We start from the raw sequence: 13737 nt of genomic DNA on the forward strand, positions 1-13737 counted from the left end.
GTTTATGTACTGTTTCGCGCTTTTAGGTTGCGAGGCAGCGTTTTGTTACCGCCTAGACTTCTGCCCGTCGGCTCGCTTAAATTAGGGCATTACTCCAGGCACTAGATGATGGCTCTCCGCTCGGAAGTGTGTGTGATTTTATGTCTCGTTTTGTAGATCGTGTCGTACTGCATTTGCAGGCCGGCGACGGTGGTCACGGCTGTAACTCGGTGCTGCGTGAAAAGTTCAAGCCACTCGGCGGTCCCGATGGCGGTAACGGCGGCCACGGTGGCGACATTGTGCTGGCCGTCGACCCGCAGATTCACACTCTGATGGACTTCCACTTCCATCCCCATATCAAGGCTGCCAACGGTAAGCCCGGCGCGGGTGATCACCGCAATGGTGCTCGCGGCGAGGACCTGGTTCTCGGAGTGCCGGAGGGCACGGTTGTGATGACCGAGGATGGGGAAGTGCTGGCGGACATGACCGGTAAGGGGGCCCGCTTCATCGCCGCTGAAGGCGGTTACGGTGGTCTGGGCAACGCAGCGCTGGCGAACAAGAACCGCCGTGCGCCGGGCTTCGCTCTCCTCGGTGAGCCTGGCGAGGCCAAGGATCTTGTCTTGGAGCTCAAATCCATGGCAGACGTTGGACTGGTGGGCTTCCCGTCAGCTGGAAAGTCCTCGCTGGTCAGCACCTTGAGCGCTGCTAAGCCGAAGATTGGTGACTACCCATTTACCACGCTGCAGCCGAACCTGGGTGTGGTCAACGTTGGCTACGAGTCCTTCACCATCGCAGATGTGCCGGGTCTTATCCCGGGGGCGTCTGAAGGCCGTGGTCTTGGGTTGGATTTCCTGCGTCACATTGAGCGCTGTGCTGTGCTGGTGCATGTGGTGGACGCTGCTGCGCTGGAGGGCGACCGCGATCCGGTCTCTGACATCAAGGCGTTGGAGACGGAACTCGCCAACTACCAGTCGGTGCTGAAGGCCGACGTGGGGCTTGGGGATCTCGCAGAGCGTCCGCGCGTCATCGTGCTGAACAAGATTGACCTGCCCGATGCTCGCGAAATGATTGACATGCAGCGCGAGGAGCTGGAGAAGTTCGGCTGGCCGATTTATGAGATCTCTACGGTGACGCACGAGGGACTCAAGGAGCTGACCTACGGCCTGAAGGATCAGATTGCCGCCTACCGCAAGGCGCATCCGTTGCCAACAGAGCAGGAGCCCCGTGCGGTCATCCGTCCGGAAGGTGTGCGTGGCAAGAAGCGCGAAGGCGCGGACTTCACCATCGAGCGCGATCCGAATACCCCAGATGGGTTCATTGTGCGTGGCCGTAAGCCGGAGCGCTGGATTAACCAGACGGACTTCGAAAACGACGAGGCAGTCGGCTACTTGGCTGACCGCCTGGCCAAGCTTGGTGTAGAAGATGCCCTGGCAAAGGCTGGGGCAACGGTTGGCTGCCCGGTGACGATTTCCTATCTCACCTTCGAGTGGTACCCGCAGCAGGTCGCGGGCACCGATGACTTCGTGCCGAGTGGCCGTGGTACCGACGATCGTCTCTACGTCAACGAGCGCACTAGCGCCGAGCAGCGTAAGCGTGCATCGCAGGCCCGCCGTGGTCTGATTGACGAGTACGATTTCGGAGATGGCGAAGAGGCTATTCGCGACCGGTACTCATAGTCGCGGGCGACAGCGTCGTCGGCAAGCGAAGACTTCAAACTTGCATTTTGCCATTGATTGTTTAAACAATTATATAGTCAGAATTACATTAGACCGTCATGTTTTCCATTAGTGAAATGAGTGAGTCAGTTATCCCTTCCGACACCGTTGCCAACGATGTTGACGTCACTGGAGCAGATGCATTAGATGCCCCGGTAGCTACCGCGCCGAAGTCTGGATCGGACGCGCCGATTTCCCGTGAGGAGGTCGACGAGCTACTTCACGACAATCCTGAGTCCACCGTCGCTGAGATTGAAAAGGCGACTGAGAATTTATCTCCGGGAACCAAAGGCGGTTTCGATTCCGAGACTCGTGAGGCAATTCGGACCGCGAAGCGCGTCGTGGTGAAGATTGGTTCTTCCTCGTTGACCGGATCTGACGGTCGTACCGATCCCGAACGCATCGACTTCATTGCCGATGCCCTGGAAAAGCGTATGGGCTTTAGCGATGTCATTGTCGTGTCCTCCGGCGCGGTGGCATCCGGAATGGGGCCGCTGGGGCTGACTTCGCGTCCCACTGATTTGGCGACCAAGCAGGCGGCTGCAGCTGTGGGGCAGGTGCGCCTGGCACAGGAGTGGGGACGCTCCTTCCTGCGCTATGGCCGCACTTCTGCACAGGTGCTTTTGACCTCGGACGATGCAGGTGTGCGTTCGCGTGCCCGCAACGCCCAGCGCACTATCGACCGCCTGCGCCAGCTGGGTGCAGTGCCAATTGTCAACGAAAATGACACGGTCGCGACCTCGGAGTTCCGCTTCGGCGACAACGACCGCCTCGCCGCCCTGGTCAGTCACCTGGCGTACTGCGATGCACTGATTCTGCTTTCCGACGTCGACGGCCTCTACGACCGCAACCCGGCCGATCCAGGTGCGACCTTTGTGCCAGAGGTGCGCAGCGGTAACGACTTGCGTGGTGTTATCGCCGGTGACGGTGGAGCACTGGGCACCGGTGGAATGGCCTCGAAGGTGTCTGCCGCACGCCTGGCTTCGCGTGCTGGGGTGCCGGTGCTGCTGACTTCGGCGTCCAACATTGAGCGAGCACTTGACCAGGCAGACGTGGGAACGGCTTTCGCCGCGAAGGACAACCGCTTGAGCGCCTGGAAGTTCTGGATGCTCTACGCAGCGGATAGTTCGGGCCTGCTTCGCCTGGATGCCGGCGCGGTCGACGCTGTGACCCGCATGCGCAAGTCGCTGCTCCCGGTCGGTATCACCTCGGTTGACGGTGAGTTCTCCGCTGGTGACATCGTCGACCTGATTGGCCCGAGCGGTGAGGTCATCGGACGCGGCGAGGTCAACTATGACTCTGAGGAGCTGCTGGGCATGATCGGCTACCACACCGAGGAATTGCCGAATGACATGCAGAAGCCTGTCGTCCATGCCGACTACCTGTCGGATTTCGCCTCCCGCGCTTAGGAGAGCGTTGCGCTGAGAGCTGCAGCGCTTAAAGACGCGCACCTGGGCGCGCCCGGACAGAGGTGCCTCGGCAAAGACCGGCTGAGTGGGGACTAGCTGAGTGCGGACTGGCTGGGGGAGGAGTGCCTGAGCGCGGACTGCCTGGATGAGGAACTTTCGGGCATAATCCTAAGTGTGTTATCGAAAATTATTGGCGTCATCGGCGAGTTGCTCTTGACCGCTGGAGTGCTGGTGGCGCTCTTCGCCTTTTATCTGCTGTACTGGTCTGGTCTTGAAACCGGGAAAGCTCAGCAGCAGGCTCGTGATGAGCTGCAGCAGGCATGGTCCGCACCGGCATCGGCCCCAGCTCCGGCGCCAGAAGGCACGGAGCCAGCTGTTGAGGGCTCCTGGGTGCCTGGCTCTGCGGTGGCGATGATTTCCGCTCCTAAGGCCGGTTTTAGCGATTTGGTCGTATTCGAAGGTGTCTCTCAGGAAGTTTTGCGCGGTGGCCCCGGCCATTATCCGAGCACAGCCCTTCCGGGGCAGGTGGGCAACAGCTCTTATGCCGCCCATCGTGACGGCCACGGAGCTCCCTTTGACAACATTGACCGTCTGCAGACGTGCGATGACATCACTGTAGAGACGCGTGAAGCTATTTACCGCTACAAGGTATTACCGGTCGACGGTATGGCTGGCGCAGGGGAAAGCTTCGACTGCGTGCCAGAAGGAACTAACGTCCCCGAGATTCCCGGCCAGCACATTGTCACTCCAGACCGCGCCGATGTCCTCAATCCGATCGGTGACGCGACTCTACTTACGCTGACTACCTGCCATCCGCAGTGGGACAACACTCATCGGCTCATTATTCACGCGGTTCTCGCCAGTGTTGAGACCAAGGAGGTCAACTAGATGTACGCAGCTTTTTGGCGATCCCTGCCGGGTCCGTGGTGGGTGAAAGCGATCATCACCATCGTGATTGCCGTCATCGTGTTCCTGCTGTTGATGAATTACATCTTTCCTTGGGTTGCTGAGCTAATTCCCTCAAATGATGTCTCACTCTAGTTATGCTGGTAGGCATGACTGCTCAAACGAACGAAACTGCTAACACCAATCAACAGGGCATTGCCGAGGATTCGGCTCTTAGCCCGGAGCGTGCTGCTGAGCGCGCCGAGGTTTTAGATAAGGCACAGCGTGCCAAGGCTGTCGCGGGAGAGCTGGCTCGCTTTACGTCGGCACGCAAGAACGAGCTCCTGCTGGCCGCAGCAGATGCGCTGGTCGCCCGTACTGAAGAGATTCTGGTAGCCAACGCCAAGGACATCGAGGCCGGTAAGGCCCGTGGTTTTAGTGACTCCCTGCTGGATCGCCTGCGTCTTGACGCCAATCGTGTTGAGGGTATTGCCGGTGGGTTGCGCCAGGTTGCGGCCCTGCCGGATCCGGTAGGCGAGGTGCTGCGGGGCAGCACTCTTCCTAACGGCATTAAGCTTTCCCAGGTCAGCGTTCCGCTGGGCGTGATGGGCATGGTCTACGAGGCTCGCCCGAACGTTACTGTCGATGCCTTTGGTCTGGCGCTGAAGTCGGGCAACGTGGCCTTGCTGCGCGGCTCCAAGTCGGCCGTCCACTCCAACACGCAGCTGGTCGCGGTTTTGCGTGAGGTGCTGGCCAACCACGATGCACCGGAGGACCTTGTTCAGCTGCTGCCGTGTGAGACCCACGATTCCGTGCAAGATCTCATCACTGCCCGCGGCCTGGTTGACGTAGTGATTCCGCGCGGCGGTGCCGGTCTGATTGAGGCCGTCGTGACGAAGGCAACGGTGCCGACCATTGAGACCGGTACCGGTAACTGCCACATCTACATCGATGCTTCCGCCGATATCGACGAGGCGATTGCGCTGATGATTAACGGCAAGACCCGCCGTCCGAGCGTCTGTAACGCCACTGAAACGGTTCTCATTGACTCGGCGCTGTCCGCGCAGGATCAGGTCCGCATTTTGGACGCGCTTGCCGACGCTGGCGTTGCGGTCCACGGCGATGTCGATAATCTGGCGGCCTCTGGGTGGACTGGTGAGGTCATTCCTGCGACGGCGGAAGACTGGTCGGATGAGTACCTCTCGCTAGACATTGCAGCGCGCATCGTCGACGGTGTGGTGGCCGCGACGAATCACATCACTGAGTACTCCTCGGGCCACACGGAAGCTATCTCTGCACGTGACTGGGGCGTGTGCCAGGAGTTCGTCGACCGTGTTGATGCTGCTGCCGTCAGCGTCAATGCCTCCACTGCATTCACCGATGGTGAGCAGTACGGTTTCGGCGCAGAGATTGGTATTTCCACTCAGAAACTGCACGCCCGTGGGCCCATGGGGCTGCCGGAGCTGACCAGCAGCAAGTGGGTTCTGGCTGGTCGTGGACAGACTCGTCCGTAGTGCCCAGGTAAAGTGCCAGTCATGATTAAGCGCAAGAAAAGTGTGCGGTCGCGAGTACACGCCGCGTTGACAGCGAAGTCGGCGGACGCGCCCCGGCAGCGCATTGGCGTAATGGGTGGCACTTTTGATCCCATCCACAATGGTCACCTGGTTGCCGCCAGCGAGGTGGCAGACCGTTTCGACCTTGACTTTGTGCTTTTCGTGCCCACGGGTGAACCGTGGCAAAAGCGCGGCCGGAAGGTCTCTCACAGCGAAGACCGCTACCTGATGACGGTCATTGCCACTGCGTCGAACCCGCAGTTTTCGGTCTCGCGGGTTGATATTGATCGGCCGGGTGCGACCTATACCGTCGATACGCTGCGGGATTTGAAGGTCATCTATCCCAACGCGGATCTGTTCTTCATTACCGGTGCCGATGCGCTGCAGAAGATTATGACGTGGCGGGACTGGGAGGAGATGTTCGACGCAGCAACGTTCGTCGGTGTCACTCGCCCAGGGGTTCACCTGCGGGCAGAGGACTTGGAAGGAATCGACGCTTCACGGTTGCACCTCATCGAGATTCCCGCGATGGCTATTTCTTCTACCGATTGTCGAAAGCGTGCGGAGGCAGGACGCCCTGTTTGGTACTTGGTGCCGGATGGCGTGGTGCAGTACATCGCTAAGCGGGGTCTGTACCAGTCTGCTGAGGGCACGGTTGGTTCTGTGGGCCCCGCATCGGTGAACTCGGCCTCCGAGGATGCGGCGCCGGTGGCTGCGGCGTCGGTGGATGCGAAGTCCGATACCGCGGACTGAAAGTTAGCAAAATCCCGCTGAGACGGTAAGTTACAAGTACAAACGCTGTTTTTCACGACTTTTAATCACAAGGAGCTGAAGTCTTTCGTGACTGCACAACCACGCGCCATTGAGCTGGCGACCGCCGCGGCGAAGGCCGCCGATAGCAAAAAGGGTGAGGACGTCGTTGTTCTCGATGTCTCTGGCCCGGTGGTGATTACGGACGCATTCGTCCTGGTCAGTGCTGACAATGAGCGTCTGGTTGCCGCAATCGTCGACGAAATTGAGGACGATCTGCGTGACCTCGGCGCAAAGCCGGTTCGCCGCGAAGGTGTCCGTGAGGGACGTTGGGCGCTGCTGGATTACGGCGACATTGTCGTGCATGTCTTCCGCAGTGAAGAACGCGACTTCTACGGCCTGGATCGACTGTGGCGCGATTGCCCGCGCATCGAGGTCGAGGGCGTCGAGCAGCCGAGCAACGAGGACGGCGAAGATTCCGCCCGCAATGCTCGTTCCATCGACGAGATTCCGCTGGCTGCCGAAAACCCGGACACGGACGAGTTTTAACTGTGGCGGGCTCACGCGAGGCACATGTTGCCGCTCGACGTCGCCTGATTATGCTGCGGCACGGGCAGACGTCGTATAACGCTACCGGCCGCATTCAGGGACAGCTGGACACGCAGCTTTCCGACGTTGGCCGCGAGCAAGCCCGTACTGCGGCGCAGTACCTGGCGGAGGCTGAACCGCGAATCACAAAAATCGTGTCCTCCGACCTGACCCGGGCAGCTGACACCGCCCGCGCGCTAGCTGAGGCCACCGGCGCAGAGTTGAGTTTTGATAAGCGCCTGCGTGAGACCGACCTCGGTGAATGGCAAGAGCGCACCTACGACGAGATTGACTCCGCGTTTCCCGGTATGCGTGACCACTGGCGTCATAACCTCAACTGGGCACCCAAGGGCGGCGAGACCCGCTTTGAGGTCTCCAACCGAATGCTGGCAGTCATTGCTGAGCTAGCAGCTAACCCCGATTGGGAGTCGGACACCTTTGTGCTCGTGTCCCACGGTGGTGCCATTGCTGCCGCTACCGCAGCCCTGCTGCAGCTGCCGCGCGACTATTTCAGCACGTTTAACGGCCTGGGCAACACTGCGTGGGTTGACATGGAGCAACGCACGCGCGTCAATGGTGAGACCTCTTGGTACCTGAATGCTTTTAATGCGAAGGTTCGCGCGCGGGAATCGCAGGTTTCTGATTCTTCAGGAGGCCGCCATGCCCGGTGACGGTCGCGTTCGCATTGTTGTCGATGACACTGCGTGCCTGATGCCCGAGGTTGCCCGCAAGCTCGATATCACCGTGGTTCCCATCGGCCATGACATCAATGAAGACGCCGTCACCACGTCGGCAGTCAGTCCGCTGAAGCTGTGCGCCGCATATGCGCGTGCGCTGGAACGCTCCAACCAGGACGGCTCTGACGCTGGCGTTGTTGCCCTGCATCTTGGTAAGGGAATGTCCGCGACCTGGTCTAACGCCGTCACGGCTGCCGGTGCGCTCGACCGCGTGACCGTTATCGACACCGATACCGTAGGAGCTGGAGTCGGTGCCGCTGCCATCGCTGCAGCCAAGGCCGCAAGAGCCGGGGCTAGTCGTGATGAGGTTGCTGATGTAGCCCGTGATGTGCTGCAGCGCTATCGACTCTGGTTGTTTGTACCAAAGCTTGATTCGCTGCGCCGTGGTGGTCGCATCTCCGCGGGCCAAGCGATGCTCTCTACGGCTCTCGCTATCAAGCCCATCGTCGGCATTAAAGATGGCTCACTGGCACTCGTCGCCAAGTGCCGCACAGAAGCGAAGGTCAAGCAGCGGATGGTGGATTTTGCCACGAAGATGGTGCGGTCTGCGTCATCGGCGAACCGTCCGCCTGCAGTATTGCTGCATCATTCCGACGCGCTTGACGACGTCCACGAGCTCCAGGCCATGCTTGCCGAAGAGCTACCCGACGATACCCGGTTTAGAATCCTGGATTTGCCGGAGTCGCTTGCTGCTCATGTCGGGCAGGGAGCCTATGCAGTTGGCATGGTTTCCGGTGGCTCGATTGATTCGGATGCCATGGATTTTGAAGCAGAGATGGGAGTAACTGCGCTGCTCCACAGGGTGGAGGAGAGTGACGCGGCTACTGTTGAAGCTGAGGTTACCGACGCAGTGGAAGATGATTCCGGGAACATAGGCAATTCCGGTGACTGTGCTGACATGGAAAGGGCGGATGGCTCCGTTGGTTCAGCTGAAACCGCTCACGCCACTGACTCGGATGAACCAATCACCGATCAGGCCGCGGTGAAAGTAGTTGAGAATCCGGCTGCTAGTCGCAACCGCAATAAGCGTATCCATCGCACAGTCGTGACTAATGAACAGGGAATTCCGCTTTTCACCACGGCTGTTTCTAAATTGCCAACGTGGAGTGAGAACCGCCAAGCAGCCCTGGATAAAGCTGAGCGCCTGGCGAAGGCTATCTCTGATTTGGCGCTGCGCGATAAGTCCGATCCCGAGGGAGCTGTATTTGGCAACGAAGGGGAGAAATCGCAGGAGTCGTCGTCAAGCGACAAGCGTGATGATGACGGCGATGAGACGAAGATATAGCGGCTGAACTGAGCAGATGATGTGGCCTGTGGATAACCTCCACAGGTCATTTTTTATCCACAGATGACGCTTCGACAGGTGCTTTCGCGGGAGTGCGGTGTGGGGCGGGGCGCTAGTGTGCGCATCGTGACGAATTTGCGGAATCGGCTGGCGGACTACTTGGAACCGATTGATCAAGACAAGCGCATGGCGGTGGACTTTTCCGTGCGCCGGGCGGTGGTGACGCCGCGGGTGGCAATGGCTGCGTGCATTGTGATTGCGGTGTTGGCCCTGGGAGCAATTGCGGCGGTGGTATGGCCGTCGTCGCCGCAGGTAGAGATGCCTGCGGTGCGGGACGCGGCTGTCGCGGGGACGACACCGGAGACGACCGAAACCTCAGCGGAGACGCCGGGCGGTGCGGGGAAGGAGACTAACGCTCAGGCACAGGCGGGGCCGTTGATTGTGTCGGTAGTGGGGTTGGTCGTGAATCCAGGCGTGGTGGAGGTGCCAGCGGGCGCGCGGGTGGTGGAGGCAATTGAGCGTGCGGGTGGGCTTTTGCCGGAGGCTAATCCTGCCAGTGTGAACCTGGCGGCGCCGTTGGTTGATGGTCAACAGATTGTGGTCGGGGCAGAGGCGCTGCCAGCAGGGACGGCGGAGGGCGGGGCCGATGTTTCTGGCGGTTCTGGCACCGATGTTTCTGGTGGTTCTGGCGCCGGTGCTGCAGGCGGGGCTGGCCCGGGCGGCTCGGACGGACAGATCAACATCAACACCGCTACTGCTACTCAGTTGGAGGAATTGCCCGGAATCGGACCCGCAACGGCGACCAAAATCATCGACTTTCGAGAAAAGAACGGGCCTTTTGCGAGTATCGACGCACTTGAGGAGGTTCCGGGAATCGGCCCGGCGAAGGTAGAGGCTCTGCGCGATGTCGCCACCGTCTGACCTGCGCGCTCGTGCTGGGCTCGATGTGCGGCTAGTGCCAGCAGCGGTGTTGGCGTGGGCGACTGCGGTGGCAGTGATCATGCGCCCAGAATGGGCGATAGTTGTGGCACCGTGCGCAATCGTGACTGCGGTGGTGTTGCCGTGGGCGTGGCAGCGTTGGTCGTGGCGATGGGGAAGAGGCGCGGTGACATCCGGCTGGCGAGCGATCGCCACTATCCTGGTGCCAGCTGTGTCGGTGGCCAGCGTTGCGGTAGCCATGCGAATCCGCATAGCGCGAGCCCGAGCCCACGAGCTCCATCACGACATTGGCAGGATGGCGAAAGTGCAGTTGCGCCTGGTCACGGAGCCGAAAGCAACCGAGTTCGGGGCCAGTGCGAAGGCACGCATCGAGGGCCTTCCTGGGCAGGTGACGGTTTTTGGCGACGAGTCACTGTTGTCGGTCACGAGAGACACCGTAGTTGAATCCACAGCCGGTATACGTGCGGCCAACAAACCCTGCATCAGCGGAATCCAGCTGAACCTACGCGGAGATGTTGAGGTCATTGCGCCACCACAGGGGCTTGCCGCTGACGTGAGGCAGCAGCTCTTTGACTCGGCGCAGAATCTCCCCTTTGGCCCCGACCGCCTCATTCCCGCCATGGCCATCGGCGATGAGCGTGGCTTTAGCCTCACCGACGGCGACATGATGACCGCCTCCGGACTTTCGCATCTGTCGGCCGTCTCTGGAGCCAACGTTGCACTTGTTGTCGGGGCTGTCGTGGCGGTCTTCTCCTGGGCTGGGCCGCGAGTGCGAGTCGCAGTCGCCGCGGTTGCCCTGTATGGGTTTGTAGCAATCGTGGGCACAGAACCCTCAGTGCTACGCGCAGTGGTCACCGGCTGCATTGGGCTGTTGGCTATTCTCGTAGGACGAGCTGGCCAAGCGATCGCGGCGCTATCGGCTGGCATTATTGGGTTGATTCTCCTGGCACCAGACCTATCGGTATCAGTGGGTTTCGCCCTCTCGGTCGCGGCCACCGCCGGGCTAGTCCTTCTTGCCGAGCCCCTTGCCAGACGTCTGTCCGCCACCACCGTTATGGGGACTTGGCCTGCCCCAGTAGTCCGCGCCATCGCCGTATCGATTGCCGCACACGTGGTCACCATGCCCGTATTGGCGCTTCTCATCGGCGAAATCAGCCATATCTCACTGTTGGCGAATCTGCTCGCCGCGCCCGCCGTCGCACCCGTTACTATCGCCGGTTCGCTCGCTGCCGTTGCCGCCGCATTGCATCTCAATTGGCTGGTCAACGCTCTGCTCTGGTGTGCTGCACCATGCGCGTGGTGGATCTATCAAGTCGCACGCCTTACTGCAGACATCGTCACGCCCGCCACTGGAACGGTCACGTTGGTCGTCTCCTGCACGCTTACAATCACATGCTTGACGACGCTCTGGGCGCGGCCCCGTCTTGCGCTTCGCGCTGGTGGCTTTGCAGTTGTCCTGGCCGCCTGTAGCTACGCCGTTATTTGGGTGTTCGGCCTCGACATTGCGCGTGCCCCACAGGGGTGGAAGCTTGCCGCCTGTGCTGAGAAAAACCAGATTGTTCTCATTCACGCGGGCGCTGTCGAAGGGCCCGTCAGCTATGGCGCTTCTGTAGACCGCTCTGCGCGAGATCCGGACAGCAGCTCTGCACCAACCTCGCTCAGCCGGCAGTGCCGAATTGCCCTCAGAATCACCGAGGAAATGACATGGCATACCCAGGGGCTCGATCCAGCCGTTGATAATCCCACGACAGGAACCGTGGTGGTGGAGTCCCCTTCGTATATCGCTGAGGCCGTGAGCGGCAGAGTTCTCCAAATACGTAGCTCACCGCAGTGGTTTGTCGCCCGCGAGTGTGGTCCGCGCGTGCGAGAAATCGTAATGACCCCGGAGCACATTCCTGTGGTGTGTCCGCAGCGAGATGGGCCACAAGCTCTCTATTCAAATGGTGACGTCTGGCGAGGGAGGTGAAATCCGGGCTGTCCCGTAGGCTAGAAATAACAGTCGCAGGAATCAACGCGGAAAAGAGGTCGGGATTGAGCGCCGTCGCACCCGTGAATTTGATTGTGGGCAAAGAGGAGCTGCTGAAAGACCGCGCCCGTCTCGCCATTGTCGCTGCCGTCCGCGCGCAGGCAGCAACGGAGTCCGATCCGGGCGGACGCTCGGTGCCTGTGACCACCATCCGCGCAGGGGACATGACCACTGTCGATGCCGTGGAGCTCTTCAGCCCCTCGTTGTTTGGGGATGACCGCATTGTGGTTGTCACCGACTGCCAGGATGCGGGTAAAGAACCCGCCAAACTGTTGATGGATTCTGTTAAAGATCCCGCGCCGGGCATCACGTTGATTCTCCTTCACACCGGTGAGGGACGTCAGAAGAAGATGGTGGCTGACCTGCGTAAGCTAGGCGTCCGCTTTTTCGAAGCACAACCGCTCAAGAGAAACGACTTGCCCGGTTTCGTTGGCGAAGAGTTCGCCTCACACGGGGTTAAGGTGCGTCGCGATGTCATTGATACCGTCCTGGATGCGGTCGGTTCGGACCTCCGCGAGTTGGCCACTGCCATTTCCCAGCTCTGTGCGGACACCGCGGGCAAGGTCACTTCGGAGGCAGTGCGCACCTACTACGGCGCGTCAGCGGAGGTCTCGGGCTTTGAGATTGCCGAGCTCGCGCTGCGCGGTCGCGGTGGGGAAGCGTTGGCCAAGATGCGCCGGGCTTTGCAGCTGGGCATGGCACCGGCACTGCTGTCGGCTGCAATCACGGGAATGGTCGGTGATGTAGCTCGGCTCCACGGCGCGCGTGGTGTCAATGCGCGTAGAGATGCCCACCGCTATGGCATGCCGCCGTGGAAGTTGGAGAAAACTCAGCGGTTGGCCTCTGCCTGGTCAACCCCTGCGGTTGCTCGCGCTGTGGTTGTCGCGGCACAGCTGGATGCGGACACGAAGGGAGCCTCGTCGACACCGGAGTTATCGCTGGAACAGTCGGTGCTTCGTATCGCGGAGCTGGCGCATTCGTCCCATCGGCGTTAAATAGTTCGGGTCCCCGTGGGAGCTTCAGTTCTGTGGTGACAGGCGAAACACCGCGAAGAACACGGTGATTGTGTGGCCGTCCTGCTCAGCAGGCTGTTTCGCTAGCGTCGATGATTTTCAGCTATGCAAGCTCGAAGGAAGATGTAGCCGGGTTGGACAGCGTGTCCTGGACTGGGCAGTGGGATTCGACAAAGTCGAGGAATGCAACTAGTTCTTCCCTCGTGTTGTCGGCATCAATGTGGAAGCGGGTGTGAATCTCGGAGAAACCAATCTTCGCCTCCGGGTTCTTCCCCATGAAACCATCTGGATCGAGCACACCAGAGCACTCGACCTTGACATCGTTGAGCTTGATGCCCTGGGCAGCGGCGAATGAGCGGACGACGATGCACTTGCAGGCACCGAGGGAGCCGAGCAGCGCCTCGACCGGGTTCATGCCCTTGTTGGTTCCCCCGAGGTCAGTCGGCTCGTCCAGGGTGAAGCTCATGTCGCGAGAGGTCACCGTGGTTTCGAGGTTGGTAGGGGCGTGCGCAACGGTCGTGAAAGTTGTCTTCGGCATGAGTTTCCTTCCTGTAGAAATTGTGCTGTCCGCATGTGCTGGCCGCAGGTTGGTGTGCTGGAACCGAAGCGATGGAAATCAACAACCAACAGTGTGGGAGGCGGGGTCCACGGCCAGCCCAACGGGCTGCAAATGTGAAACTGTGTAAGTTTATAGCACTTTCAAGCCATTTTTCAGGCGGTAGGGTCAGGCGGTCATTGCATCATGGATAACACCAGAGATTACCTCCCGAGGAGTTAACCCGTCGAGCACGACTCGCGGCCGGTTATTCAGCAATGCTTCGGCCTGGGCGACCTCTTGGTCGGTGACATCGGTAAAGT

General features: G+C 60.2%; 13 protein-coding genes. 12 read left to right on the forward strand and 1 reads right to left on the reverse strand.

What is annotated here, in order from left to right; all coding sequences use genetic code 11:
* Window positions 1-140: 140 nt before the first annotated feature.
* The 12 genes from obgE (at window position 141) to holA (ending at window position 12861) form a co-directional block, all read left to right on the forward strand.
* Window positions 141-1655, forward strand: coding sequence for a GTPase ObgE (gene obgE / locus CRD18_RS01865; protein WP_049190856.1), 1515 nt, complete (start codon window positions 141-143; stop codon window positions 1653-1655).
* A gap of 98 nt (window positions 1656-1753) precedes the next feature.
* The gene (gene proB / locus CRD18_RS01870) at window positions 1754-3103 is read left to right on the forward strand and encodes a glutamate 5-kinase (protein WP_049190854.1); all 1350 of its coding nucleotides are present in this window, start codon (window positions 1754-1756) and stop codon (window positions 3101-3103) included.
* Window positions 3104-3277: 174 nt separating this feature from the next.
* A complete protein-coding gene (locus tag CRD18_RS01875; RefSeq protein WP_049190851.1) occupies window positions 3278-3991 on the forward strand; it encodes a class E sortase in 714 nt (237 codons plus the stop codon).
* Window positions 3992-4144, forward strand: coding sequence for a hypothetical protein (locus CRD18_RS01880; RefSeq protein WP_016422316.1), 153 nt, complete (start codon window positions 3992-3994; stop codon window positions 4142-4144).
* A 14-nt stretch (window positions 4145-4158) separates the two neighbouring features.
* The gene (locus CRD18_RS01885) at window positions 4159-5502 is read left to right on the forward strand and encodes a glutamate-5-semialdehyde dehydrogenase (protein WP_242458655.1); all 1344 of its coding nucleotides are present in this window, start codon (window positions 4159-4161) and stop codon (window positions 5500-5502) included.
* Window positions 5503-5523: 21 nt separating this feature from the next.
* Window positions 5524-6294: a nicotinate-nucleotide adenylyltransferase gene (nadD, locus tag CRD18_RS01890; RefSeq protein ID WP_101687695.1), complete on the forward strand. Its 771-nt coding sequence runs from the start codon at window positions 5524-5526 to the stop codon at window positions 6292-6294.
* 87 nt (window positions 6295-6381) lie between these two features.
* Window positions 6382-6840, forward strand: a complete 459-nt coding sequence (gene rsfS / locus CRD18_RS01895) for a ribosome silencing factor (RefSeq protein WP_048735108.1) — start codon at window positions 6382-6384, stop codon at window positions 6838-6840.
* A gap of 2 nt (window positions 6841-6842) precedes the next feature.
* Entirely contained in the window at window positions 6843-7550 is a 708-nt protein-coding gene (locus CRD18_RS01900) for a histidine phosphatase family protein (protein ID WP_187406472.1), read from the forward strand.
* Entirely contained in the window at window positions 7540-8901 is a 1362-nt protein-coding gene (locus CRD18_RS01905; RefSeq protein WP_187406473.1) for a DegV family protein, read from the forward strand. The genes CRD18_RS01900 and CRD18_RS01905 overlap by 11 nt, the downstream gene beginning before the upstream one ends.
* Window positions 8902-9027: 126 nt before the next feature.
* Entirely contained in the window at window positions 9028-9822 is a 795-nt protein-coding gene (locus tag CRD18_RS01910) for a ComEA family DNA-binding protein (protein WP_242458656.1), read from the forward strand.
* Window positions 9806-11806, forward strand: coding sequence for a ComEC/Rec2 family competence protein (locus CRD18_RS01915; RefSeq protein WP_187406474.1), 2001 nt, complete (start codon window positions 9806-9808; stop codon window positions 11804-11806). Before CRD18_RS01910 ends, CRD18_RS01915 begins: the two co-directional genes overlap by 17 nt.
* Before the next feature lie 65 nt (window positions 11807-11871).
* Complete coding sequence (gene holA / locus CRD18_RS01920; RefSeq protein ID WP_242458657.1) at window positions 11872-12861, forward strand: DNA polymerase III subunit delta; 990 nt, start codon at window positions 11872-11874, stop codon at window positions 12859-12861.
* A gap of 121 nt (window positions 12862-12982) precedes the next feature.
* Here the strand turns inward: holA and CRD18_RS01925 are convergent, their stop codons facing one another.
* Window positions 12983-13417, reverse strand: coding sequence for an OsmC family protein (locus CRD18_RS01925; RefSeq protein WP_070866548.1), 435 nt, complete (start codon window positions 13415-13417; stop codon window positions 12983-12985).
* Window positions 13418-13737 lie beyond the last annotated feature (320 nt).

Origin of the sequence: Corynebacterium sp. LK31, assembly GCF_014335015.1 — a bacterium.
In the GTDB taxonomy this organism is placed as follows: Bacteria; Actinomycetota; Actinomycetes; order Mycobacteriales; family Mycobacteriaceae; genus Corynebacterium; species Corynebacterium jeikeium_D.

Bases quoted from the DNA above. Each gene is read 5' to 3' on its own strand.
- proB (WP_049190854.1), top strand. From the start codon at position 1,754: ATGTTTTCCATTAGTGAAATGAGTGAGTCAGTTATCCCTTCCGACACC.
- obgE (WP_049190856.1), top strand. From the start codon at position 141: ATGTCTCGTTTTGTAGATCGTGTCGTACTGCATTTGCAGGCCGGCGAC.
- nadD (WP_101687695.1), top strand. From the start codon at position 5,524: ATGATTAAGCGCAAGAAAAGTGTGCGGTCGCGAGTACACGCCGCGTTG.
- CRD18_RS01925 (WP_070866548.1), bottom strand. From the start codon at position 13,417: ATGCCGAAGACAACTTTCACGACCGTTGCGCACGCCCCTACCAACCTC.
- CRD18_RS01915 (WP_187406474.1), top strand. From the start codon at position 9,806: ATGTCGCCACCGTCTGACCTGCGCGCTCGTGCTGGGCTCGATGTGCGG.
- CRD18_RS01905 (WP_187406473.1), top strand. From the start codon at position 7,540: ATGCCCGGTGACGGTCGCGTTCGCATTGTTGTCGATGACACTGCGTGC.
- CRD18_RS01880 (WP_016422316.1), top strand. From the start codon at position 3,992: ATGTACGCAGCTTTTTGGCGATCCCTGCCGGGTCCGTGGTGGGTGAAA.
- CRD18_RS01885 (WP_242458655.1), top strand. From the start codon at position 4,159: ATGACTGCTCAAACGAACGAAACTGCTAACACCAATCAACAGGGCATT.